Source organism: Mesorhizobium sp. RCAM 06353, assembly GCF_059683585.1.
Genome location: NZ_CM185031.1, coordinates 5,750,704 through 5,773,464, shown reverse-complemented (window position 1 = coordinate 5,773,464; position 22,761 = coordinate 5,750,704). Strand labels below are relative to the sequence as shown.

The following is a 22,761-nucleotide window of genomic DNA, read 5'->3' as shown; positions in this document are numbered from 1 at the left end:
GGGTAAGCCGCTCAATCCCCGGCGACGAAAAATGTCCACTGCCCGGCAGGCGTGATGCCGACGCGATAGAAAATATAGGCGCCGAACTGCTTCATGTCGTCGAAATCGCCGGCGGTGACGATCTTGAACAGTTCGACCCGCTGCTTGGCGTCGAGCTTGTCCAGCGGCAGGGCGAAGAAATACGGCCAGACATAGAGTTCCTGCGGCGTTCCGGCGTCGACATGGACATAGCCGGCGCTGAGCACCTCTTCCAGTATGGCCAGGATCTCCTGGCCGTCTGGGTCGCCGGACAGCCCCTTGAGGAAGGCGATGGCGTCGCCGTCGATATCGGCCAGCGACAGCTGGGTCATGCTGTCGCCCTTGCCGATCAGGGGCCTCAGCTTTTCGATGTCGCCGCTCTTGCAGGCTTCGATAATCAGATCATGCATGCGCCGCACGGGCTCGGGCAGTTTGCCGAGGTCGTAGACGACTTCCGGCAAGGGCGCTTCGGGATCGACACGCGGCCTGTTGGTGCCGCCATCCGCTGGACTGTCGGGCTCCGCCGCGTCCGGAGCGGCCGGCTGCTGGCCGGTCGAAGGCGGGGTTCCCACCGGGTCAGGCATAGGAATCGCGCCGCCGGGCGGTGAAAGGTCGTCATCCGTCGACGGTGTGGCAGGGGCGGGAAGCTCTTCGCGTTTGATCTCGCTCAGCGCATAGGCCGGGCTGCTTGCAAGGCACGTCACAAAGGCAATCGCGGCACAGCAAGCAGCGAGGCGGATGTAAAGGACCAGACCCTTCGGCCTGCCTGACATCGGAAAGTTCACTGCCCGTATCTCCTTGGCTCCCGGGCACCTGATCGTCAAAGAACCGGATGTCGGTTCAGTGGCGCAGCCGCTCGGGTTCGAAGGCGCCAGCAATGACCTTCTCGCGCATGCGGTCGAGCAGGGCAAGGGCAGAGGTCTCGCCGTTGGCGCGCAGCATTTCACCAAACGCGGTTTCAAGCGCCGCTTCGGCAATGATTTCGGGCTCGATGCCGGCCGAAAGGCCTTCCGCCCAGGCTTCGCTGTGGCTCTCCACCGCGGTCAGGCGCTTTTCTTCCCTGACCAGGGCATCGATGTCGTTGGCAGCATGTTCCATAAGCGATGTCCACCCTTTCAAGCGACGATCCGCCAGTGCGGATCAGGCTTGATCTGTTCCGTTTGCGCGCAGCGTCGAAGTAAGTATCTGTAAATACGACATTTTTTTGATCGTCTTTTACAGGAGACGGCTGTGTTTGGCGAAGCTGCGTTTCAACCCGGATCAAACTTAGCCGATTAGGCCGGCCTGCGGGGTGAAAACCTTCAGTTTGAGTTAATTCCGCATTCGTGCGCTAACGTTTCATTAACGTTGTTGCAGAAGTGCAACATCAGGATTGCACCAAGACATCGACTGCTACAAGCCGATTTGTCCGATATGCCTGGCGACGGCCCGGATATCTGTTGATGGATTGCCTAGTTGCCGTAGCGCGAGGCGATGTCGCGCGACAGCGTCTCGCCTTCCTTCATGTAACGGCTGATGGCCTCGGTGGCCGAGGCGGTGCACTGGGTGTATGTGCCGCCGAACGAGCGGTAGCCGCGGTTGAAGCTGGCAATGAAGCGGGCGCGGCGCTCCGGATCCGGATTTTCCGAATCGAGCAGTTTTTCCATCTCGCCACGCCACTGGTCGCCCTTCTCGCCGCACAGATTGCGCAGGAAATGCAGCGACCCCAGCACCTCCGCCAGCCGCATCAGCCCCGGCTCGAACGGCGACTCGGCACTGAACGCCGGCCGCGCCGGGACGGCCGCGCTGACGGCAAGGCAAATGGCGAGGAGTATCGACGGACGGTTCATAAGGCTTCTCTGCCTAACAGCTAGGCCGTTATGGCTGGCCAGACAGTGTAAGCCTTTGTGGCGAAACAATTTGTCGTCTGCAAGGCGATTTTTCAGCGCTGCGCCGGAGTGTTCGAGTGCGGACCAAGGAGTTCCTCGGCCACCGCGAACACCGAACCGGCAAGCGGCAGCGCGGCCATCTCAAGCAGCGTGTAGAAGGCGGCTGTCTCTGCATCGTCGCTGGCCACGGCCTCGCCGCCGGTATAGGCAGCGCCGAAGACCGTGAGGCGGTAATCGACTGGATGGAATTCGTCCCTGCCGTCGATATGGATTTCCCGAAGTGCGCGGAAACCGGTGGCACGCAAGCCGGTCTCTTCCAGCAGCTCGCGCCGTACCGCGTCCTCCAGGGTCTCGCCGGCCTCGACCTTGCCGCCCGGAAATGCATACAGCCCCTGTGAAGGCTGCCGCGCTCGCTTGACCAGCAGCACGGTGTCACCACGCACGACGGCCACCGAGACGGCCGGAAGTGTCTTGCGCGGTTCGTTCATGGTTTCCGATCGGGGTTGACGGCGGGTCTGTTGTGGACCGCCCAGCATGCGGAAGCTTTAGCGGTTGCGCAACGCCGCTTCCATCGCCACCTTCGACCCGAACCATTCGAAGGGCGCCAATCGACCATGTGCGGACGTTTTGCCTTGACCGCGACGCCGGATCAGACCGCTGCCTATCTGGGCTTGGCCGAGCTGGAGGGTTTCCCGCCGCGCTACAACATCGCGCCGACGCAGCCGATCCTGGTGGCGACCGCAGGCGCGCCGCGGGCACCGGGCTCCAATTTGCCCGACCGGCAGCCGATGCTGGTGCGCTGGGGGCTCATTCCCACCTGGGTCAAGGACACCAGGGAGTTTCCACTGCTGTTCAATGCGCGCTCGGAAGGCGCAATCGAAAAGGCCTCGTTCAAGGCCGCCATGCGCCATCGCCGCGCGCTGGTGCCGGCGTCGGGCTTCTATGAATGGCGGCAGACCGGGGGCAAAAAGGGGCAACCTTATTGGATCCGCCCCAGGCATGGCGGGTTGGTCGCCTTTGCCGGCCTGATCGAGACCTATGCCGAGCCGGGCGGCTCGGAAATGGACACCGGCGCCATCCTGACGGTCAACGCCAATGCCGACATCGCCCATATTCACGACCGGATGCCGGTGGTCATTGATCCCAGGGATTTCGCCCGCTGGCTGGATTGCCGTACGCTTGAGCCGCGCGACGTTGCCGACCTGTTGCGGCCGGCGCAACTCGATTTCTTCGAGGCTATCCCGGTCTCCGACCTCGTCAACAAGGTTGCCAACACCGGTCCGGAAATTCAGGTGAGGGGCGAGATCGGGCCGGAGCCCGAGAAGGCCAAGCGCCAGAAGCCTGGCGCAGACGACAGCCAGATGACGCTGTTTTAGAGCATGATCCTGAAAAGTGGCCCCGGTTTTCGGGAAAGGTCATGCTCAGACAAAAGATCGAAGTTTCGATCTGGAGGCGTATACGAGCGCCTCATACCCAGTGCCTTTGGCGCCGGCCGCACACTGCTTCAGGCAGCGCGGGGCGATACGATTTTTGGTGCCGGCTTGTTCTTCTTCGCGGTGTGGAGAAGCGCGGCGACGATCGCGGCCGGGCCGATCGCGCGATAGTGGCTGGCCAGTGCCGGTTGCTTGGCGCGAGTGGCGTCTTGCTTGCTGCGAGGCATGTATCTCTTCCCAGGTAACGTTTTCGTGTTCGCGTTTGACCGTTGATTCCGACCAAATCGTGACGCTTGGTGATCTAGCCGGCGAATGTTTCATGACTGTGCCGACATGTTTAATATAATGTTTCACTGGCTGATTCCGCGTGATCGAGCGACGCGTTTGCACGTGTTGGCGACGTTTTTCCGGGGATTAGCGGCTTGACGGCAACACTGGCCAAGGCGATAAAGCCGCCCATGAAAACGTCTTTCGCCATTTGTGGCATTTGCATTATTGGCTAGCCTCGCGCTGGTCCGGACGTTTTCGCCTCATCTTTCCCCAGATTGGACAAACGCCCCGGCCAGCAGGCTGGAGTCTGATTTGCGCCTCGGCGCGCGGCTGGCTCCATCCAGATAAGAAGTTCTGAACCGGGAAGGCATGGAATGTCAGACGCATCGAAGGGCCTGCGCCTCTACAACACGCTGACGCGCACGAAAGAGGATTTCGTGCCGATCGATGCGCTGAACGTGCGCATGTATGTCTGCGGCCCGACCGTCTACGACTTCGCCCATATCGGCAATGCCAGGCCGGTCATCGTCTTCGACGTGCTGTTCCGCCTGCTGCGTCATCGCTACGGGCAGACGCATGTTACCTACGTGCGCAACATCACCGACGTCGACGACAAGATCAACGCGCGAGCGCTGCGCGATTTCGGTGGCGAGATTGCTTCGGGGACGCTTTCGCTCAACGAAGCGATCCGGCGGGTGACCGAAAAGACCGCCGACCAGTTCCACAAGGATGTGGCTACACTCGGCTGCCTGGAGCCGACGGTCGAACCGCGCGCCACCGAATTCGTCGAACCCCGCGCCGACGGCAAGGCCGACATGATCACCTTGATTCAAAGCCTGATCCAACGCGGCCATGCCTATGTCGCGGCAGGCGAAGTTCTGTTCGACACCGCGTCGATGCCGGATTACGGGCAATTGTCGAAGCGCAATCTCGACGAGCAGCAGGCCGGCGCCCGCATCGCCGTCGACGCGCACAAGAGGAACCCCGGCGATTTCGTGCTGTGGAAGCTGTCGTCGCCGGAAGAGCCGGGTTGGCAGAGCCCATGGGGCAGGGGCCGGCCGGGCTGGCACATCGAATGCTCGGCGATGTCGGCGGCCTATCTCGGCGAAGTCTTCGACATCCATGGCGGCGGCCTCGACCTGATCTTCCCGCACCACGAGAACGAGATTGCCCAGTCGCGTTGTGCCCACGGCACGTCAGTTATGGCTAATGTCTGGATGCACAATGGCTTCCTGCAGGTCGAGGGCCAGAAGATGTCGAAGAGCCTCGGCAACTTCTACTCGATCCACGAACTGCTGGAGACCGAGACCTTCGGCGGTCGCAACTGGTCGGGCGAGGTTCTGCGGCTGGCGATGCTGATGACGCACTATCGCGAGCCGATCGACTTTTCCGTCCGCAAGCTTGAGGAGGCGGAGAACACGCTGCGCAAATGGAAACGCGCGGCGGACCTGGCGCCGACGGCCGGGCAGGTGCCGGCGGAAGTCATCGATGCCTTGTCGGATGATCTCGCCACCTATGCCGCTTTCCAGGTGCTGACACAGTTGGCCGCAGAGGCCGCGGACGGCAACGAGGCTGCCGCTGCACTAAAGGCGTCGCTGCTGTTCCTTGGCTTCGATATCGCCTCGGCAGAGGTGGATGAAGACGCGGTCGCCAAGGCCATCGCCAGTCGCCTCGCTCTCATCGCCGCCAAGAACTGGGCCGAAGCCGACCGCATCCGCGACGACCTTTTGGCACAAGGTGTACAGTTGAAGGACGGCAAGGATCCGGCCACCGGCGAACGCATCACCACCTGGGAGGTGAAGCGGTGAGGGTGGCGCCGAGTACTTTTGCAATTTTGGCGGAGGCGCTGGTGGCGGCCGATCTCCCCCTTGCGGGGGAGATGTCCGGCAGGACAGAGGGGGTGTGACGGAACGCCAACGTTTCCGTTTGTTCACCCTCGCTCCAATCATTTCTTGAGAAGGCAGCGGTGGCAAGCTGATAGGCCGGCGGGACAGCACCCCCTCTGCCCTGCCGGGCATCTCCCCCGCAAGGGGGGAGATTAGCCTTCGTCGCCGATTTCGCCAATCACCGGCAAAGGGGTGTTTGATGGGGCACGACCTCGTTCCATCCCGTCAGCGCAGAAACGCCAAATCCATGCGTCGCGTCATGACGGATGCAGAGTTGAAACTGTGGAACGAGTTGCGTGCTCACCGACTGATGGGGATGAGCTTTCGGCGACAGGTGCCGGTCGGACCTTATATCGTGGACTTTGCGTGTTCGGCTCATCGCCTCATTGTCGAGGTCGATGGCAGCCAGCATGCTGATGCGGAACATCTGCAGTACGACGAGGCACGAAGCGTCTATTTGAAGGCGAGTGGCTGGACCATCCTGCGCTTCTGGAACGACGACGTCATTCGCGATATCGACAATGTCTGCCAGCACATCGTGATCGAGGCCGGCCTGGCCGGTGACCAAGCGCCAGCACACCAACCAGCAAGGGAGGCATTTCCATGATCGACCATCTCGGCATCGACGTTGCCGATTTCGAGGCTTCGAAGGCTTTCTACGACAAGGCGATGACGCCGCTTGGTGCCTCGCTGCTCTATATGGTGCCGCTGGAATACACCGGCGGCGAAAAGGTCGGTGGTTACGGCCGCGATCGGCCGGTGTTCTGGCTGCAGGAAGGTAAGGATGGCCAGAAGGCTCACCAGCACGTCGCCTTCACCGCGCGTAGCCGTGCCGAAGTCGACGCCTTCCATGCCGCGGCGCTTGCCGCCGGCGGCAAGGACAATGGCGGGCCGGGGCTCCGCCCGCACTACCACCCGAACTATTACGGCGCCTTCGTCTTCGATCCCGACGGCAACAATGTCGAGGCCGTCTGCCATGATCCGGAGTGAGACGCGATGAGCCTCGACAACCGGCCGGTCTACTCAGGCGGCTGCCAGTGCGGCGCGGTGCGCTTCCGCGTCGAGGGCACGCTTGGTGACGCGTCGGTCTGCCATTGCCGCATGTGCCAGAAGGCGAGCGGCAATTTCTACCTGCCGCTGGTCTCGGTGCGCGGCGCCAAGGTCGACTGGACACGCGGTGAGCCCAAGCGTTTCCGTTCCTCCAATGCCGCCTGGCGCGGCTTCTGCGCCGAATGCGGCACGCCGCTGACCTTCGAGGCGCCCGACGGCATGGCGCTGGCGATAGCCGCCTTCGACGATCCGGCCGATATCGCACCGACCATCCAGTGGGGCACCGAAGCAAAACTGCCTTACGTCGACACTATTCCGCAATTGCCGGGCGAGGATACGATGGCGGATATGGGGTCGGCTCCCTATCTCGCCGAGCTTGTCTCCTACCAGCACCCCGACCACGACACCGACCAATGGCCGCCGGAGGAAAGACCATGACCGAGACTGTCCGAACCGGCGGCTGCCAGTGCGGAGCCGTGCGCTTCCGCATCAAGGGGGCGCTCGGGCGCCCGTCCATCTGCCATTGCCGCATGTGCCAGAAACAGTTCGGCTCGTTCTTCGGCGCGCTGGTGACCGTGCCCAGGGACGGTGTCGAATGGACCCATGAGGAACCGAGCTATTTCCAGTCGTCGGTCAACATCGATCGCGGCTTTTGCGCCCGCTGTGGTACACCGCTGACCTACCGCCAGCCCGGCGGGCTCGAGATCGCCATCGGCGCCTTCGACGATCGCTCCGATCTGGCGCCGCAGATCCAGGTCAACTACGCCGCGCGGCTGCCTTGGGTGGAGACGATCTTCGACCAGCCCGTCCATCAGGATCCTGACTTCTACACAAGGCAGGAGCAGATCATCTCCTTCCAGCATCCCGACCACGAAACGGCGGACTGGCCGACCAAAGGTTTGCAGCTATGAGCAGTCAATTGCGTGCCCTCTATCCCGAGCTCGAGCCGTTCGACTCAGGCATGCTCGATGTCGGCGATGGTCACATGGTCTATTGGGAGCGTTCCGGCACCAAGGGCGCTAAGCCGGCCGTGTTCCTGCATGGCGGGCCGGGCGGCACGATCTCGCCAAAACACCGCCGGCTGTTCGATCCAAAGCTCTACGACGTCATCCTGTTCGATCAGCGCGGTTGCGGAAAATCGACGCCGAATGCCTCGCTGGAGGCCAACACCACCTGGCATCTCGTCGCCGACATAGAACGCCTGCGCGAGATGGCCGGTTTCGACACATGGCTGGTGTTCGGCGGCTCCTGGGGCTCGACGCTGGCGCTCGCCTATGCCGAGACGCATCCCGATCGCGTCAGCGAGCTGGTGGTGCGCGGCATCTACACGCTGACCCGCGCCGAGCTCGAATGGTACTATCAGTTCGGCGTCTCCGAAATGTTTCCCGACAAGTGGGAGCGTTTCCTGGCGCCGATCCCGCAGGCCGAGCGCGGCGACATGATGGCGGCCTACCGCAAGCGGCTGGTCGGGTCCGACCGCACGGCACAAATCGAGGCTGCCCGCGCCTGGAGCCTGTGGGAGGGCGAGACGATCACGCTGCTGCCGGAGCCTGAAACCAGCGGGCCGTTTGGACAGGATGACTATGCTGTCGCCTTCGCCCGCATCGAGAACCACTATTTCGTCCATGCCGGCTGGCTGGAGGAGGGGCAGCTTCTGCGCGATGCGCACAAGGTCAGCGACATCCCCGGCACCATCGTCCACGGCCGCTATGACATGCCGTGCCCGGCACGCTATGCCTGGGCACTACACAAGGCTTGGCCGAAGGCCGACTTCCATCTGATCGAAGGCGCCGGCCATGCCTATTCGGAGCCCGGCATCCTTGACCGGCTGATCCGCGCGACGGACAAATTTGCAGGCAAATGACCATGGCCCGCGAGCGCCTCTGTCTCTTCGACACCACATTGCGCGATGGCCAGCAGACGCCGGGCATCGACTTTTCCGTCGAGGACAAGATCGCGATTGCAAAATTGCTCGACGAATTCGGCATGGATTATGTCGAGGGCGGTTATCCCGGCGCCAATCCGACCGACACAGCCTTCTTTCAGCAGAAGCGCACGGTACGCGCCAAATTCGTTGCCTTCGGCATGACCAAGCGGGCAGGGGTCTCCGCCTCGAATGATCCTGGCCTTGCGGCGCTTGTGCAGTCGAAATCGGACGCCATCTGCTTCGTCGCCAAGAGCTGGGACTACCATGTCCGCGTCGCACTCGGTTGCACCAACGAGGAGAACCTCGACTCGATCAAGGCCTCGGTCGAAGCGGCCGTCGCTTCGGGCAAGGAAGCGATGGTCGACTGCGAGCATTTCTTCGACGGCTTCAAGGCCAATCCCGACTATGCGCTGGCCTGCGCAAGGACGGCATACAACGCCGGCGCACGCTGGGTGGTGTTGTGCGACACCAATGGCGGCACGCAGCCTTCGGAAGTGCGCGCCATCGTCGAGAGGGTCATCGTCTCCGGGATACCGGGCGATCATCTCGGCGTCCACGCCCATGACGACACCGGCCAGGCGGTCGCCAATTCACTGGCCGCGGTCGAGGCCGGTGTGCGCCAGATCCAGGGCACGCTGAACGGCATCGGCGAGCGCTGCGGTAACGCCAATCTGATCTCGATCGTGCCGACGCTGGCGCTGAAGCCGGCCTTCGCTGATCGCTTCGAGACCGGCATTTCGGCCGAGGCGCTGACCGGAATTTCACGTCTGTCGCGTGCTTTCGACGAACTCTTGAACCGTGCACCGGAGGCGCAGGCGCCCTATGTCGGCGCCTCGGCTTTCGCCACCAAGGCCGGCATCCATGCCTCTGCCCTGGCTAAGGAGCCGGCGACCTATGAGCATGTGCCGCCGGAAACGGTCGGCAACCGCCGCCGGGTCATGGTCTCCGACCAGGGCGGCAAGGCCAATTTTCTTGCCGAGTTGAAACGGCGCGGCATCGAGGTGCCCAGGGACGATCACCGGCTGGATGCGCTGATCGCGGTCGTCAAGGAACGCGAGGCCGAGGGCTATGCCTATGAGGGTGCCGATGCCTCCTTTGAGCTTTTGGCGCGCAAGATGCTGCACGGCCTGCCGGAGTTTTTCCACGTCACTTCGTTCCGCTGCATGATCGAACGCCGCTTCGATGCCAATGGCCAGCTGAAGACGGTGTCGGAAGCCGTTGTCAAAGTGCTGGTCGAGGGCGAGGAGAAGATGTCGGTGGCGGAAGGCCATGGCCCGGTCAACGCGCTCGACATCGCGTTGCGCAAGGATCTCGGCAAGTACCAGAACGAGATCGCCGATCTCGAACTCGCCGACTTCAAGGTGCGTATCCTCAATGGCGGCACCGAGGCCATCACCCGCGTCCTGATCGAATCGCATGACGGCACCGGCGCCCGCTGGTGGACGGTCGGGGTTTCCGAAAACATCATCGACGCGTCGTTCCAGGCACTGATGGATTCGATCATCTACAAGCTGATGAAGAACCGCGAAATGGCTGGCCTGGTGGCGGCGGAGTAGGCGCGTGGGCTTCTCGATAAGCTGGTTTGGCTTCCGCGGTTACGGTGTCAAGGAAGCAGCAGCCTTGTTCGGCAGGGAAGTCGGTGGTTCGTCGGAAGACTTCGATGCCCCGGTCAACGCTTATCGCAGCGAAAAGAATTGGGCGATTATCATCCTGGGCTACTGCAGCTTTCCCAATCCTCCCGACAGCTATCTGTCGGCGTTCTCGCAGGGCAGGGAAATGGTCGTCGTGCACATAGAAGAACATACTATGTTCGCTCGCGCCGAATTCTGGAGCAGCGGAAAGAACATCTGGAGAGTATCGCATACCGGCGACAAAAACGTCAGGGACCTTCATGCCACAGGCGACCTTCCGACATCCTTTGAAGGCGTAAGGCAGGAGGCCTTGTCAAAACAGGATGAAGAAGATGCCGAACGCTCAGGAGTCGACTTCGTTTTCGACATTCCTCTCGATCTTGCAAAGGAGTTGACGGGCTTCAGGCATGATGAGGGCGCGCCCGACCGGCTTTTCTTTGAGCTTGTCGAGAAGCCGGTCCAGAAATGAGCTGACAAGTTCGTTGCCATAGCTCTCGGGGATGCAGTTCTTCGAAGGCAGCCGCTTGAACCATCAGCGAAAGTCCATTGATCCATCACAACTTTGCGATGGTCTTGCCAAGATTACTGGGCCATAGCGTTGGCCCATGGTCGCTGAAGCAATTGCCCTGGATGCAGATTCAAAAGCCCGTCGCGGCTTCTTGCTGGCGCTGGGTGCCTATCTCTTGTGGGGATTGCTGCCTTTCTACATGAAGGCGGTGGCGCATCTGCCGCTTGCCGAGGTGATCGCACACCGCATTGTCTGGTCGGTGCCGATCGCCGCGGCGGTTCTGGTCTGGGCCGGCCGCACGGCGGATTTCAAGGCGGCAATTCGCTCACCCCGCACCATCGCCATGGCGGCGCTGACGGCAGCGCTGATCTCGGTCAACTGGGGCATCTATGTCTGGGCGATCGCCGTCGACCGCACCGTCGAGACCGCACTCGGCTATTACATCAACCCGCTGGTGGTGGTCGTGGTCGGTGCGGTGCTGCTGGGCGAAAAGCTCGACCGGTTGCAGATCGCTGCTGTCGCGCTGGCGGCGGTCGCCGTCACGCTGCTGACGATCGAGGGCGGCAAGCTGCCTTGGGTATCGTTGGCGCTGGCTTTCTCTTTCGCCGCCTATGGCTTCTTCCGCAAGACGCTGCCGATCGGCCCGAGCCAGGGTTTTCTGCTCGAAGTGCTTTTGCTGTCCGTGCCGGCTCTCGGCTACATCATCTACCTGATCACGACAGGACAGGACCACATCGTGTCCAGCAACGGCACCGACACTGCCCTGCTGATAGGCTGCGGTCCGGTCACGTCGATACCATTGCTGTTGTTCGCCTTCGGCGCCAAGCTGCTGCGGCTCTCCACCATCGGCATCATGCAGTATATCGCGCCGACCATGGTGTTCCTGATCGCCGTTCTGATCTTCGACGAACCGTTCGGCACGGCACAGGCCATCGCCTTTGCCCTGATCTGGGCAGCCTTGGCGATCTATTCCTGGTCGATGCTGGTTACCGCCCGCCGGGCCGCCGCTACAACCCGCGGCCGAGCCGCCTGACGAACAGGTAGGTGGCCAAAGCGATAACCACCGACACAGCCGTCACCACCCAGAAGCCCGCTGGTGTATCGACCAGCGGCAGCCCGCCGACATTCATGCCGAACAGGCCCGAGATGATGGTCATCGGCAGCAGCACTGCCGTCATGACGGAGAGAACATAAAGAAGCTGGTTCGACTGCATCGTCAGTTTCGCCATCAGCTCGTCCTGCAACAACCTCGTGCGCGCCTGCAACTGCTCGCCGTCATTGTAGAGGGTGAGTGCCCGGTGCGAGAGCCGGGCCGCCATGTCGTTGATCAGGTCGGGTAGCTCGTCGCGATGCGAATGATCGAGATGGCGAAACAGGTTGGTGAGCGTCGCCATCTGCCGGTGGATCACCACCAGCTGCCGGCGCGCCTCGACCAGCGACTGGCGTTCATTGTGCCATGCATCGCGCACGACGCGGTCCTCGATGCCGTCGAGCGTGTCGCCGAGTTTGCCGAGCTCGCGCGACATGCCGTCGAGCGACTGGCCCATGACCGCCTCGATCAGTTCCGCCGGCGTGCGGAATTTCCGCGATCCATTCTCTACCGCCTTGCGAACCGCGTCGGCCGACTCCAGAGGCTGCTTGCGGGCGCCGATCAGCATCGTGTCGTTGAAGGCGAAGCGGAAATGGACGAGCCCGCGCGCCTCTGAAAAATCGTGCCTGAGGTCCGGCAGGTCGCCAAACAGCCAGTCATCCTCGTAGTCGATGTGGCAGCCATGGCTGGGCGCGAGGAAAGCATCGCGCGCCGCGGCCGGCAGAGCCTTCTCGGCGGCGATTTCCTGGCGGGCGTGCAGATCGGTGATCTGGTAGCTGCGCCAGCTCCATCGCGCCTGCGCGGGCTCCCTGGTGCGCACGCCTTCAGCGGTGAAATGATAGATGAAGAACAGCCCGTGCTCGTCGGGCAGGTAAGGCGACAGGTCGGTGCCTTCCGGGGCGAGGGCGATATCCATGGGCGCAGTGCCAGATGCAGGTTTCGAAAGGTGGCGCCGCGCAACGGCACCTCTGCAGTTTCTAGCACGCGCGAACCCGGTTTCGTGTGACGGTTTCTTGACAGCGCGTCACAGCGTGTCGATCAGGGAGAGGCCTCGATCCGCCAATTGCCGTCATTTTCGACGTTTGGACGGACTTCGTATCCACCGCAACGGGGCTGTCAATCGTCGCCAGTTGGGCGACGCGAGCCGTGCGGCGCGTTCGGCAACGAGATTCTCTCGATCCTGCACCAATGCGTTCCGTTCGAGGCCGAGCTCATGATAGGCGCGGTTGATTGCGTCGCGCTCTTCGCGCAAATTGTCTGCCTCGGCCGCTGCCGCGGCGCCCACGACAGCGCAACTTTCATCGAATTTCGCCCGCACAAGATCCAGCTCGTCGCGCAATTTCTGGCTGTCGCCGTCGTCCGCCATGGCACATAGAATGTCGTAGGCGGTGCGTATCAGCGGTGTCACATCCGGATGGCTCTGCAAGTCCCCGACTGTTGCCCGTTCACGGTGCAGGTCCGCTGTCAGGAAACGTCCTATTTCGGCCTCCGCCTGATCGGAGCGGGCCGGCCAGACGATCCCGGTCTTCTCCGCCGCGCGGTTCGTATGATGTCGCCAGTCGATCAGCAACTGTTCGTGACGCATGAAATGACGTGGCATGTGCCGTGAATGAAATTCCGCATCGAGCACGTGCCTCAGCCAGAGCAAAACGGATTTTGCCAGCGGCAATCGATCCCGCCTCTCCAGCGAGTAAGCGACCTCGAGGGGGTTGCGGAGCGGAAGCAAGGCCACCGACTCGACCTCCATTTCGGCAAGGATCGACGACATGAACGGAACGAACCGGCAGATCCGGGGATCCTTGACGAAAAACAGCGGTTCATCGCCGTACTCGCTTGCCAGGATCGCCTTGATCTTGTGGCGGTGACGCTCTGCCGCCAGCGATTGCAGCCATTGCGGATTGAGCGGCCGCCAGTCATGCCACGAGGAGGCTGCCGCTGCGAGTAACTCGTCGTTGGCGAAATTGAGCGGGGTGCTTTCCCAGTATCCCCTGGGATTGTTGCCGTCGGCGCGCAACGGTCTTTTGGGGCCGGCCGATCCCAATGCGGCGATGGTGCCGGCAAGCATCGAGGTCCCGCTGCGGTGCATCCCAAGCACGAGGATCGCTTTTCTGCGAGAGTGGCGCGCGCGGTTCGGCATCTGCGCGGCCTGCGCAGGGGTCTCGCGCAATGGCAGCCGGGCCTCGAGCCATTCGCGTATTCCCGCAGGCAACGCCAACGTTCCGTCCAGTATCGGGTTCGCGGCAACTGCCCCCTCGTTGAACAGTCCATGATAGTGGATATGGACCAGCCGGGCCGGGTCGGGCGCCGTGGCCGGGTTGAAGTTGTGAAGCGGAAAATTATGCGTTGCCGGCAAAAGCCGCACCGAATGGTTGCCGGCGGTGGCCGCCAGTGAGAAAGCAGCCTGGCTCGTGCCCCAGAAGGCCGTGGCCTCCCCCTGCAGGATGCCGGTCCCGGTGCCATAGGTTGGCTCGGCGCCGGCCCATGGTTTCATATTGGCGGCCACCAGCTTCCGGAAAATATCTTCGGTGCGCTGAAACAGGCCGCTCGCCCTTTTTGCGGCGATGAGCCCGCCATTGTAGCTGGCGCGCACAGCCAGGCCGTCGACGCTCGTGCGCACGATCGGCAGGTGCTCGTAGTCGACACCGGCAAGGACGCACAGCTGTCGCCAGTAAGCGTCGAATGGGTCGCCAGGGCCTGTCGTGCACATCCCCTTGCTGTCCACCGGGCGAGCAGCGGCGGAGCATGTGCCCAACGAAAAGTCTGGCTCGGCGACGAATATCGCGTCGCTATCAAGCATGATGATGACCGGCGGCCCGGTCCGTCTTTCGACATGAGCAAGCGAATGGACTCGGTATGAGGGGCCATATTGCGGGCTGCGGCTGTCGATCTCGATCGGCAGATAGTCCACTCCCAGTTGCTCGAACCGGGCTATCGTCGACGCGGACGGGCGACGGCTGCTTCGCGGCGAGACCGCAATTATCGGGGATCGCGAATAAGAGCCGGCGAAACACCTGATGCTTTCGCACAGCAGCAGGGCCTGTGCTTCGAGAATGCCCGCCTCGGCGATCAGCACAAACTCGACGTCGTTCTCGGATCCGTCGGCTCTGGGTTTGTCGACGGGTTCTTCCCGAGGGGCAGGAGGCTGCCGAGAAGAAATTGCCGGCCGCTCGTTCCTGGCGACGCCGATCTTCTGGATGATGACTTGTTCTCCTCGGTACAGTTCGCGGTATTGGCCTGATTGCACCGACAGGAAACTGTCGATCCCGAGTTTTGGACGAGCGACCTCGTTGGCAAAGAAAGTCCATTCGTAATCGTCGAAAATGACGATCCCGCCGTCCCGCACCATCGGCCAGGAGAACACGGCATCGGACTGGACGTCGGCGCTGTGATGGCTGCCGTCGACATAGACGAGGTCGAAACACCGCTCGTCGGTGATAAGGCGGGCCAGTGCCTGGGACGAGGGACTTTTGATCTTCTCGACCCGTTCGCCGAACGCGGCCAGGTTGCTGTCGAAGCGTTGCTCGACATGCGCAAGCTGGTCGCTCCATTTGTGGCGCAGGGTGTGTTCGGGACTGCCGCCGAATGTATCGATGCATGTCAGCCGGCATTTGCCGAAATAATTGAGAAAGAAGATCGCCGACCGGCCCTCCCAGGAGCCGATCTCCAGGACATCGAGAGCCTCATCGCGGCGTGACTGGAACAGTGTGGCCCAGAGGGGAAAGAAGCGCGAGGTCCAGTCGGTCGAAAGGCTCTTGCCTGCAAACCACGCAGAATAATCAGGGTTCATATTCTCACTCTTTAAGGCAGAGACGGCACCTTCAGTTTCCAGAATGCTGTTCCTCGTCAACTGGTCCGGCACCGATTCAGTCAGCTGCCTGTTTTGGGCAACCACGGCTTGAGCCCAATCGCCAGCCGCTTTGTCACCGCACTGGTTACGGAGCGCCAGTCGAGCGGCCAGCACAGATAGCAGACGCGCAGCATCTCTGTGAGACCCGGCGGCGGGCTGGCGAGCATGCGCGCGACGATGCCATGCACCAGCTGCCTTGCCGCAACCGCATCCTCCGTGCGCCGGAAGGGCCGTGACGCTGCGAGAAAGGCCTTGAGCACGCCAAGCAACTTGCTGTAGGCGGCGGCGCGTCGGTCGACGGCAATCACCTGCCCGCGGATGAACTGGGTGAGGTCCTGGGCGAAAGCGTCGTTATAAAGGTCATAGGTCAGGCCGAGGCGCGCCCATGATGCATGGCGGATCGGATGCGTGCGATTGCGGGCATTCGTTGCGTTTGTCGCGGTCAGCCCGAGTGCGTTCAGCCGGTAGCGCGTCAGCGGTTCGGCAAGATTTCGCGCCCGGCACAAAGGCAGCATGTCGAACCACAGATAATGGTCCTGCGAGACCAGTTCATCGATCCTGTAGCGCCCGGCGGCCTCGAAGCAGCCGCGGCGGTAGGCGATCGTCGAATGGTAGAAGGGATTGTGGAACAGGATCGTCCAGCGGATCTCCAGATCCGTCTCGGGCATAAGCTGCGCCCCGACGACGCGGTCGGCTTCGTCGATCAGCGTTACCGCATGTCCGACAAGGCCAAGTTCGCGATCCTCGTCCAGGGCCGCGACCAGTCGTCCGACATGCGCAGGCTCGGCGATATCGTCAGCGTCGAGGCGCAGGATGATCTCCCCTCGGGCCGCCTCGATGCCGCGATTGGCGGCGGCTGCGGTGCCGAGATTGGTCGGGTTGGTGATCAGCCGGATGCGCGGATCGCGACGCGCCAGCTCCTGGAAGACTGCGTCCTGGCTCGTGCCGTCATCGACAATGATGAGTTCGAGATCGTCGAACTCCTGGGTCAGGATGCTGTTCACCGCGGCATCGAGAAAGCGCTGGTCCGTATAGACGGTCATGACGACGGAGGCGCGTGGAACGCGATCCGCATCGCCGTCTGTCCTGTCCAACACCGTTCAATCCCCCTTGTCCATCTCCCCGATAGCCAACCGGGAGGTTCGCCGCAAATGGAAATCGCCGGAGCGTCGGTGGCGCTTCTACCTTGCCGCTCGAGCGGCGGCCGGCGGTGAGCGCCGCCGACCGCTCCGTCTGATGCGGTTCAGCGCTTCGGCCCAAACCCGGGGTAGGGGTTGAGCGGCACGATCGCGGCGATGTCCATCATGCCGGCCTTGATCAATGGCAGAGTGGCGAGATGGCCGCGCACTTCGGCGTCGTCTGATGCCTCGAACATCATGCCGCTGCCGGGAATGTCGCCACGGTTCCAGATCTGGCGCGCCGCGCCCTCGGCGTAGAGCGTTCGCCGCTGCTCGGCCTCGCCGGGCAGGAGCGGCGCAAAGTCGGCGTCGCCGAACTTTGCGGTGTTGCGGGTGAGAAGGGCAAAGAACTGCATATCGGTCTCCTTTGGTTGGGATGGCCGAGTTTCGCTTTGACTGGTCAGACTGTCCAAGACTGATTAGGCTAAAGTTGAGACCTATGAGGACAGAGAAAAATTGTTCGACCTGCGCCAGATCAGATACTTCGTCACTGTCGCCGAGACCGGCAATGTCGGCCGCGCCGCTGAAATCCTGCACATCTCGCAATCGCCGCTCAGCCGGCAGATCATGCAGCTCGAAGAGCAACTGGGCGTCGCTCTGTTCGAACGGGCAAAGCAGCGGGTTCATCTCAATGCCGAGGGCCGCGCCTTCCTTTCTGAAGCCCGCGCGCTGCTTGCCAATGCACGACGCGTTGAGGAGTTCGGCCGCAACCTCGCCAGCGGCGCGGTCGGCCGTCTCGCCATCGGCTATGTCGAGGGCGCGGTGCATGCCGGGCTGGTCGCCGACATGCTCAGGCAATTCCGCCGCGAGCGGCCCGATTTCCATCTCCAGCTCAGGAGCCTGCGCACGGCGGCGCAGTTCGACGATCTGCGGCAGCGCGTACTCGACCTCGGCTTCGTCTACGCTCCGGCCCTGGCCGACGATCCGGACATCGACAGCATGCTGGTGCGGCGAGAGCCGTTGGTGCTGGCGATCCCCGAAGAGGACCCGCTTGTCCAGTTGTCGGACATCAGGCCGCATCATCTCGATGGCCGCACCTGGATCACCGTCGTGCGCCAACCTGACGACACCAATCGCAGCCAATTCCTCGCCGCTTGCGCCAAGGCCGGCTTTCTGCCCGAGATCGCCTATGAAACAGCCGATCCGCTGACCTCGCTCGGCCTGGTCAGTGCCGGCCTGGGCCTGGCGACAGTGCAATCCAGCCTGGGTGCCGCCGCACCGCCGCGGATCGTGTTCCGCGACCTGCCTTGGTTCGAACGCACGGTTTCGATTCACCTGGCCTGGCGGCGGCAAGATCGGCGAGCGGTGATTGGGGATTTGCGGAAGGCAGTAGGCAGTAGGCAGTAGTAGGCAAGCCCTATTCCCCACTGCCTATTCCCTACATTTTGTCTATGACCGACTGCATGCCCTCGGTTGGCGCGTCGACGGAGGAGCCTGCCACCATGATGGCGGCGACGATGGCCTCGGGATCGTTGACGACCAGCGGCTTGACCCGTTGCGCTGTGTGGATGAAGCCTTCTGCCGCCATGTGATCAAGCAATGACAGCATCGGATCCCAGAATCCGTTGACATTGCCGAAGACGATCGGCTTGCGGTGATGACCGAGTTGCCCCCAGGTCATGACCTCGACGATCTCCTCGACTGTACCGATGCCGCCCGGCAGCGCCACAAAGGCGTCGGATTTCTCGAACATCTTGTGTTTGCGCTCGTGCATATTGTCGGTGATCAGCAGTTCGTCGAGCCGGTCGAGCGCGGTTTCGGTTGCTTCCTTGTTGATCAGGAAGCGGGGAATGATGCCCGTCACCTTGCCGCCGGCCTTGAGCGCGCCTTCGGCGACGGCGCCCATAATGCCTTTGGTGCCGCCGCCATAGACCAGCCGCAGGCCCGCTTTGGCAATTGAACGGCCAAGCAGGTGTCCGGCCTTCGCATAGATTTCAACGCGGCCCGGCGACGAGCCGCAATAGACGCAGACGGATCGAATCGTGTTCATACGGATGATTGGTGATTGGGTCTGAAAGCGTGGTCAAGCCCCAAGGCTTGACAAGTTCGGGCTTTTTCTTGTCGGCCCGTTTTTCTTGTCGGCACTGGGAAAACACGCTAGACCGGCATTAGGTGGCTAAGGGGTAGGGAAATATGGCAATTAATCCATTGAAGGCGTTCCTGTTTGCGGCGGGTGGGACCGTCGCGGCCGCGGGAACCGCCTATGTATCGGGCGCACTCGACCCGTATCTTCATCCAGCGCCGCCGGCGCAGGTGGCGGCCTTGACGCCTCCCGAGGCGCCGAAACCGGCTGATCCCGGCACGGAAGGGCGACTGCCGGCGCCGGCAGTGCCGGCCGCTCCCGCCGCAGCGCCGCAGGCGACCGCTCCGGCCGCGCCTGCGACGGAAACCACGCCCCCGACAGCGCCTGCAACCGATGGGGCGGCTCCCGCGGCGCCAGCAGCGGCCGGCCCGATCGCGCCGACCTTCGATGTCGTGCGCGTCGAGAGCAATGGTTCGATCGTCATTGCCGGCAATGCAGCGCCCAATTCAAAGGTCGAGATCCTCAACGGCACGACCGTGCTCGGTTCGACCGTGGCCGGTCCCGATGGTGCCTTCGTCATCGTGCTCGACGATCCGCTGAAGCCGGGTGACTATACGATTGCCCTGCGTTCGACAGTCGGCACGGTCGTGACCGCTTCGGCGCAGACAGCTGTCGTTTCGATTCCCAAGGATGCCGCCGGCCAGGTGCTGGCCATGGTCGAGGAGCCGGGCAAGCCGGCCGAACTGCTGACCGTTCCGGCACCCGAGACCAAACCGGCGGCACCTGCCACCGGTGACCAGTGCTGCCGCTCCGGCTGCACCGGCGCCAGCTCCGGCCGCCGAAGTACCCGCAACTGCTGCTCCGGCGCCAGCCGTACCGGCACCGGCGCCAGCCGTCGTCGAGGCTGCACCAGCTCCCGCCGCGCCGGCAACACCGCCCGCCGCAGCCGTGGCCGAACCCAAGATCGTCGTTGAGGCGGTCGAGATCGACGGCAACAAGATCTTTGTCGCCGGCCTCGCCGATCCGGGCCGCAAGGTGCGCGCCTATGCCAACGACATCCTGCTCGGAGACGCGCAGACGTCGCCGGACGGTCATTTCCTCGTCGAGGCGACGCGCGACATTCCGGTCGGCAGCTACACCATCCATGTCGACGGCCTCGACGCCGACGGTGTGAAGGTGGTGGCCCGCGCCGCCGTGCCGTTCGAGCGCGAGCCGGGCGAGGCGGTTGCCGCTGTGGCGCCTGCGGAGGTCAAGCCGGCGGATGCCAAGCCGGCCGCACCTGCCGCTGCCGAGGCACCCGCCACTCCGGCTCCTGCGGCACCAGCCGTTGTCGCGGCTGCTCCTGCCGAGCCAGCGCCAGCTCCTGCCGTGCCGGCCGCTGCGGCACCGGCTGTTGCCGCCGCACCCGCGGAGCCCGCTCCGGCTCCCGCTGCACCCGCCACCGAGGCTCCGGCCGTCGTCGCTGCGGCCACGCCGCCAACCGACGTGCCGGAGGTCGTATCGCCCAAGCTCGAACATGCCGACGGCGCCGTCATCATCCGCCGCAACGACACGCTGTGGCGGATTTCGCGGCGCGTCTATGGCCATGGCGTGCGCTATTCCACCATCTACCTGGCCAACCAGGACCAGATCAGGGATCCCAATCGCATCTGGCCAGGACAGGTGTTCAAGGTCCCGGAAAAATCCAAGGAAGGCGAAGCCGCCGACCTCAAGGCGATGGGCGAGCAGGCGACGACGGCGCCGACCAAGACGGAGTAGAAGCCCACCTCGATCAGCCGGCATCGCCTGCTTGGTTGGAGTGAAGCGTGAAACCGGTTGCACCGGGATCACCCAGCTCAGGGCGGAGATTCATGCTCGGGATGAGATAATCTCCGCCATTTTGCCGACGGTATGGGATGGGCGGCGTCGTCGCCAGTGTCCGCATCCTGTCACGCAGGCGTTCGGCCATGGGCTCGAAGCCGGCCTCTTCAAGACGATCGACCTTGTAGACCACGAACGGCGGAAGCACGTCGTATCCAGGGTAATAGAGGATCCCGTGATTGATCGGGAACAGCAGGTCGTCCATAGGTCCGTTGATCCCGCGCGGCGTGTAGTGCTCCTCCCAGCCTCCAGCGGTCACGATCAGCATTGCGCGTTTCCCGACAAGGGTCCCCTCACCATAGCGATCGCCCCAGCGCCGATCGCTATGCTCACCAACGCCATAGGCGAATCCATAGGCGAACACGCGGTCGACCCAGCCCTTGAGGATCGCCGGCATGGCAAACCACCAGAGCGGGAACTGCAGGATCAAGGTATCGGCCCACAGGAGCTTTTCGATCTCGGCCTTTACATCCCCGGTTAGCATGTTGGCCTCGAAGCCCTTCTTGGAAGCCGCGACCGGGATGAATCGCGCATCGGGGTCCGATGATGGGAAGTCGGCGCGATCGACTTCGGATTTCCAGCCATCGGCGTACAGGTCCGATACGCGCACCTCATGCCCTTGAGCCTCGAGTTCCTTGACGGCGACGTCACGAAGGGCGCCGCTCAGCGAGCGTGTTTCAGGGTGAGCGAAGACAAGCAGAACTTTCATGGGTCAGATCCAATGTTGAGGAAACTGACCGGAAGGTAGCCAATGGCGGAATGATCCACTATATGCAGGTAATGCATAATATTGTGCCGAATAATGGATAAATCGGACATTACATTCGAGCGTATGCGCACCTTCGTTCGCGTGGCCGAGCGTGGCAGCCTGTCGGCCGTCGCGCGCGAATTTGGGGTAGGGCAGTCAACAATCACGCGGCACGTGCGGGAGCTCGAAGAAGCGGTCGGCGTGCCTTTGCTCAGCAGGACGACCAGGCGTGTGATGATGACCGCCGAAGGCAGCCGCTATTATGCCAACAGCGTTCAGATCCTGCGCCTTGTCGAAAAGGCCAGCGATGAGGCCCGAGGCACGCGTGGCGCGCCCGCCGGCACCATCCGGATAAGCTGTACGGCGGCTTTCGGTGTCTTGCACGTCAGCCGGCTGATCTTCGCTTTTCAGGACCGTCATCCTGACATTGGGGTTGATCTCAGCCTCACGGATGAGCGGGTGGATCTCGTCCGCGAGGGTGTCGATATCGCGCTTCGCCTGGGACCGCTCACCGACAGCTCGTTGAAGCTGCGGGCTCTCGGCCAGTCGCGGCGTCTGCTCGTGGCGTCTCCGGATTATCTGGCGGCGCGGGGAAGACCAGCTGTCCCTTCGGATCTGTCCCGGCATGAGGGCATCCGGATGTCGAACGTGGCGGGCAGCGAAACGCTTGTTTTGCAGGGCGCCGGCGGCGAACGCCACACGGTGCCTTTCGCGGGGCGACTGCGTATCGATCATGGGCTTGCCGCGCGGCAGGCCATGGTTGCCGCTCGAGGGATCGCGCCGGCGCATCGATGGCTTGTGGACGATCTTCTGGCGGCGGGCTTGCTCGAGACGATCCTGGCGGATTATTCGCTGACGTCCGTCCCGCTGAACATGTTGATTGTCCCGGAGCGCGCGGGCGTCGCCAGGGTGCGCTTGCTGGTCGAGTTTCTGGCTGAACAGATTGCCGCTATTCCAGGGATCGAGAAATCCATACCGGAGCGCTAGCCACCGTCCGATCTGCCCGGAAGAGTAGCTTGCGGCGGTGCCGTCCATCGTCTATCGCCGATGAACGATGACAGAATCCGCCCTTGACCCAGACCCCGCTACCAGCGCTCTACCCAACTGCATCTCCGACAGCCGCGCTGTCGCGGCGCGATCTCGCAGCGTTGTCGCATCCGGCACGGATTGAGATACTGAAGCACCTCTCGGCCAGCAATTCATGCTGCTGCCGCGAAGTCGTCGACCGTTTCGATCTGGCGCAGTCGACGGTCTCGCAGCATCTGAAAATATTGGTCGAGGCCGGTCTGGTCCGCTTCGAGCCCGACCGCCAGCGTTCTCGCTACGCGGTCGATCATGCGGCGCTCGCCAACCTGTCGGCATCGCTGAACGCGCTCGTCATTTCCTGCTGCTCCGGCCGCTGACCCTCTCACCCAAAGGCAAGA

The 22,761-nt window shown here is 62.9% G+C and carries 23 protein-coding genes and 2 pseudogenes; 14 read left to right on the top strand and 11 right to left on the bottom strand.

Annotated elements, in window-relative coordinates:
* Window positions 1-11 precede the first annotated feature (11 nt).
* The 4 genes from AC56QX_RS28145 to AC56QX_RS28130 form a co-directional block, all read right to left on the bottom strand.
* A complete protein-coding gene (locus tag AC56QX_RS28145; protein ID WP_497111739.1) occupies window positions 12-803 on the bottom strand; it encodes a hypothetical protein in 792 nt (263 codons plus the stop codon).
* 55 nt (window positions 804-858) lie between these two features.
* Window positions 859-1,116 carry a hypothetical protein gene (locus AC56QX_RS28140; protein WP_015318556.1) on the bottom strand — a complete coding sequence of 86 codons (258 nt, stop codon included), beginning with the start codon at window positions 1,114-1,116 and terminating at the stop codon, window positions 859-861.
* A 353-nt stretch (window positions 1,117-1,469) separates the two neighbouring features.
* On the bottom strand, window positions 1,470-1,847 hold the full coding sequence (locus AC56QX_RS28135) for a TIGR02301 family protein (RefSeq protein WP_497111737.1): 378 nt from the start codon (window positions 1,845-1,847) through the stop codon (window positions 1,470-1,472).
* A 92-nt stretch (window positions 1,848-1,939) separates the two neighbouring features.
* Window positions 1,940-2,374 carry an NUDIX hydrolase gene (locus tag AC56QX_RS28130; protein WP_497111735.1) on the bottom strand — a complete coding sequence of 145 codons (435 nt, stop codon included), beginning with the start codon at window positions 2,372-2,374 and terminating at the stop codon, window positions 1,940-1,942.
* Between the two features lie 126 nt (window positions 2,375-2,500).
* On the opposite strand from AC56QX_RS28130, the gene AC56QX_RS28125 reads away from it, so the two are divergent.
* Window positions 2,501-3,262 (top strand): SOS response-associated peptidase, encoded by a 762-nt coding sequence (locus tag AC56QX_RS28125; RefSeq protein WP_497111734.1) that lies wholly within the window; start codon window positions 2,501-2,503, stop codon window positions 3,260-3,262.
* A gap of 128 nt (window positions 3,263-3,390) precedes the next feature.
* Here the strand turns inward: AC56QX_RS28125 and AC56QX_RS28120 are convergent, their stop codons facing one another.
* On the bottom strand, window positions 3,391-3,546 hold the full coding sequence (locus AC56QX_RS28120; RefSeq protein ID WP_497111732.1) for a hypothetical protein: 156 nt from the start codon (window positions 3,544-3,546) through the stop codon (window positions 3,391-3,393).
* 417 nt (window positions 3,547-3,963) lie between these two features.
* On the opposite strand from AC56QX_RS28120, the gene cysS reads away from it, so the two are divergent.
* From cysS to rarD, 9 genes are all read left to right on the top strand, one after another.
* Entirely contained in the window at window positions 3,964-5,397 is a 1,434-nt protein-coding gene (gene cysS, locus AC56QX_RS28115) for a cysteine--tRNA ligase (protein WP_497111730.1), read from the top strand.
* A gap of 277 nt (window positions 5,398-5,674) precedes the next feature.
* Entirely contained in the window at window positions 5,675-6,082 is a 408-nt protein-coding gene (locus AC56QX_RS28110) for an endonuclease domain-containing protein (protein WP_497111729.1), read from the top strand.
* Window positions 6,079-6,465, top strand: coding sequence for a VOC family protein (locus AC56QX_RS28105; RefSeq protein WP_497111728.1), 387 nt, complete (start codon window positions 6,079-6,081; stop codon window positions 6,463-6,465). The genes AC56QX_RS28110 and AC56QX_RS28105 overlap by 4 nt, the downstream gene beginning before the upstream one ends.
* A gap of 6 nt (window positions 6,466-6,471) precedes the next feature.
* Window positions 6,472-6,963 carry a GFA family protein gene (locus AC56QX_RS28100; RefSeq protein ID WP_497111727.1) on the top strand — a complete coding sequence of 164 codons (492 nt, stop codon included), beginning with the start codon at window positions 6,472-6,474 and terminating at the stop codon, window positions 6,961-6,963.
* Window positions 6,960-7,436 (top strand): GFA family protein, encoded by a 477-nt coding sequence (locus AC56QX_RS28095; RefSeq protein WP_497111726.1) that lies wholly within the window; start codon window positions 6,960-6,962, stop codon window positions 7,434-7,436. Before AC56QX_RS28100 ends, AC56QX_RS28095 begins: the two co-directional genes overlap by 4 nt.
* A complete protein-coding gene (gene pip, locus AC56QX_RS28090) occupies window positions 7,433-8,389 on the top strand; it encodes a prolyl aminopeptidase (protein ID WP_497111725.1) in 957 nt (318 codons plus the stop codon). The genes AC56QX_RS28095 and pip overlap by 4 nt, the downstream gene beginning before the upstream one ends.
* Window positions 8,386-10,008 (top strand): citramalate synthase, encoded by a 1,623-nt coding sequence (gene cimA / locus AC56QX_RS28085; protein ID WP_497111724.1) that lies wholly within the window; start codon window positions 8,386-8,388, stop codon window positions 10,006-10,008. The genes pip and cimA overlap by 4 nt, the downstream gene beginning before the upstream one ends.
* A gap of 4 nt (window positions 10,009-10,012) precedes the next feature.
* Window positions 10,013-10,552, top strand: coding sequence for a hypothetical protein (locus AC56QX_RS28080; RefSeq protein WP_497111723.1), 540 nt, complete (start codon window positions 10,013-10,015; stop codon window positions 10,550-10,552).
* 136 nt (window positions 10,553-10,688) lie between these two features.
* Window positions 10,689-11,624: an EamA family transporter RarD gene (gene rarD / locus AC56QX_RS28075; RefSeq protein WP_497111721.1), complete on the top strand. Its 936-nt coding sequence runs from the start codon at window positions 10,689-10,691 to the stop codon at window positions 11,622-11,624.
* On the opposite strand, the gene AC56QX_RS28070 is transcribed toward rarD, so the two are convergent.
* From AC56QX_RS28070 to AC56QX_RS28055, 4 genes are all read right to left on the bottom strand, one after another.
* Window positions 11,599-12,597, bottom strand: a complete 999-nt coding sequence (locus AC56QX_RS28070; RefSeq protein ID WP_497111719.1) for a transporter — start codon at window positions 12,595-12,597, stop codon at window positions 11,599-11,601. The genes rarD and AC56QX_RS28070 overlap by 26 nt on opposite strands.
* 153 nt (window positions 12,598-12,750) lie before the next feature.
* On the bottom strand, window positions 12,751-15,573 hold the full coding sequence (locus tag AC56QX_RS28065) for a class I SAM-dependent methyltransferase (RefSeq protein ID WP_497111717.1): 2,823 nt from the start codon (window positions 15,571-15,573) through the stop codon (window positions 12,751-12,753).
* A complete protein-coding gene (locus AC56QX_RS28060; protein ID WP_497111716.1) occupies window positions 15,549-16,625 on the bottom strand; it encodes a glycosyltransferase in 1,077 nt (358 codons plus the stop codon). The genes AC56QX_RS28065 and AC56QX_RS28060 overlap by 25 nt, the downstream gene beginning before the upstream one ends.
* 146 nt (window positions 16,626-16,771) lie before the next feature.
* Window positions 16,772-17,062 (bottom strand): muconolactone Delta-isomerase family protein, encoded by a 291-nt coding sequence (locus AC56QX_RS28055; protein ID WP_497111715.1) that lies wholly within the window; start codon window positions 17,060-17,062, stop codon window positions 16,772-16,774.
* A gap of 100 nt (window positions 17,063-17,162) precedes the next feature.
* Here AC56QX_RS28055 and AC56QX_RS28050 point away from each other — a divergent pair, with 100 nt between their 5' ends.
* Window positions 17,163-18,053, top strand: coding sequence for a LysR substrate-binding domain-containing protein (locus AC56QX_RS28050; protein WP_497111713.1), 891 nt, complete (start codon window positions 17,163-17,165; stop codon window positions 18,051-18,053).
* Window positions 18,054-18,084: 31 nt separating this feature from the next.
* On the opposite strand, the gene AC56QX_RS28045 is transcribed toward AC56QX_RS28050, so the two are convergent.
* Complete coding sequence (locus AC56QX_RS28045; RefSeq protein ID WP_497111712.1) at window positions 18,085-18,696, bottom strand: LOG family protein; 612 nt, start codon at window positions 18,694-18,696, stop codon at window positions 18,085-18,087.
* Window positions 18,697-18,839: 143 nt separating this feature from the next.
* Between AC56QX_RS28045 and AC56QX_RS28040 the strand changes: the two are divergent.
* A pseudogene (locus AC56QX_RS28040) lies at window positions 18,840-20,487 on the top strand (LysM peptidoglycan-binding domain-containing protein).
* 13 nt (window positions 20,488-20,500) lie between these two features.
* Here AC56QX_RS28040 and AC56QX_RS28035 read toward each other — a convergent pair.
* A complete protein-coding gene (locus AC56QX_RS28035; protein WP_497111711.1) occupies window positions 20,501-21,298 on the bottom strand; it encodes an NAD(P)H-dependent oxidoreductase in 798 nt (265 codons plus the stop codon).
* 93 nt (window positions 21,299-21,391) lie between these two features.
* Between AC56QX_RS28035 and AC56QX_RS28030 the strand changes: the two genes are divergently transcribed.
* Window positions 21,392-22,324 carry a LysR family transcriptional regulator gene (locus tag AC56QX_RS28030; protein WP_497111709.1) on the top strand — a complete coding sequence of 311 codons (933 nt, stop codon included), beginning with the start codon at window positions 21,392-21,394 and terminating at the stop codon, window positions 22,322-22,324.
* A 67-nt stretch (window positions 22,325-22,391) separates the two neighbouring features.
* Window positions 22,392-22,740, top strand: a pseudogene (locus AC56QX_RS28025) (ArsR/SmtB family transcription factor).
* Window positions 22,741-22,761: the final 21 nt, after the last annotated feature.

Coding starts and splice junctions, on each gene's coding strand:
- AC56QX_RS28035 (WP_497111711.1), bottom strand. CDS start 21,298: ATGAAAGTTCTGCTTGTCTTCGCTCACCCTGAAACACGCTCGCTGAGC.
- AC56QX_RS28120 (WP_497111732.1), bottom strand. CDS start 3,546: ATGCCTCGCAGCAAGCAAGACGCCACTCGCGCCAAGCAACCGGCACTG.
- AC56QX_RS28130 (WP_497111735.1), bottom strand. CDS start 2,374: ATGAACGAACCGCGCAAGACACTTCCGGCCGTCTCGGTGGCCGTCGTG.
- AC56QX_RS28125 (WP_497111734.1), top strand. CDS start 2,501: ATGTGCGGACGTTTTGCCTTGACCGCGACGCCGGATCAGACCGCTGCC.
- AC56QX_RS28100 (WP_497111727.1), top strand. CDS start 6,472: ATGAGCCTCGACAACCGGCCGGTCTACTCAGGCGGCTGCCAGTGCGGC.
- rarD (WP_497111721.1), top strand. CDS start 10,689: ATGGTCGCTGAAGCAATTGCCCTGGATGCAGATTCAAAAGCCCGTCGC.
- AC56QX_RS28095 (WP_497111726.1), top strand. CDS start 6,960: ATGACCGAGACTGTCCGAACCGGCGGCTGCCAGTGCGGAGCCGTGCGC.
- cysS (WP_497111730.1), top strand. CDS start 3,964: ATGTCAGACGCATCGAAGGGCCTGCGCCTCTACAACACGCTGACGCGC.
- AC56QX_RS28110 (WP_497111729.1), top strand. CDS start 5,675: ATGGGGCACGACCTCGTTCCATCCCGTCAGCGCAGAAACGCCAAATCC.
- AC56QX_RS28070 (WP_497111719.1), bottom strand. CDS start 12,597: ATGGATATCGCCCTCGCCCCGGAAGGCACCGACCTGTCGCCTTACCTG.
- AC56QX_RS28140 (WP_015318556.1), bottom strand. CDS start 1,116: ATGGAACATGCTGCCAACGACATCGATGCCCTGGTCAGGGAAGAAAAG.
- cimA (WP_497111724.1), top strand. CDS start 8,386: ATGACCATGGCCCGCGAGCGCCTCTGTCTCTTCGACACCACATTGCGC.
- AC56QX_RS28105 (WP_497111728.1), top strand. CDS start 6,079: ATGATCGACCATCTCGGCATCGACGTTGCCGATTTCGAGGCTTCGAAG.
- AC56QX_RS28055 (WP_497111715.1), bottom strand. CDS start 17,062: ATGCAGTTCTTTGCCCTTCTCACCCGCAACACCGCAAAGTTCGGCGAC.
- AC56QX_RS28045 (WP_497111712.1), bottom strand. CDS start 18,696: ATGAACACGATTCGATCCGTCTGCGTCTATTGCGGCTCGTCGCCGGGC.
- AC56QX_RS28030 (WP_497111709.1), top strand. CDS start 21,392: ATGGATAAATCGGACATTACATTCGAGCGTATGCGCACCTTCGTTCGC.
- AC56QX_RS28135 (WP_497111737.1), bottom strand. CDS start 1,847: ATGAACCGTCCGTCGATACTCCTCGCCATTTGCCTTGCCGTCAGCGCG.
- pip (WP_497111725.1), top strand. CDS start 7,433: ATGAGCAGTCAATTGCGTGCCCTCTATCCCGAGCTCGAGCCGTTCGAC.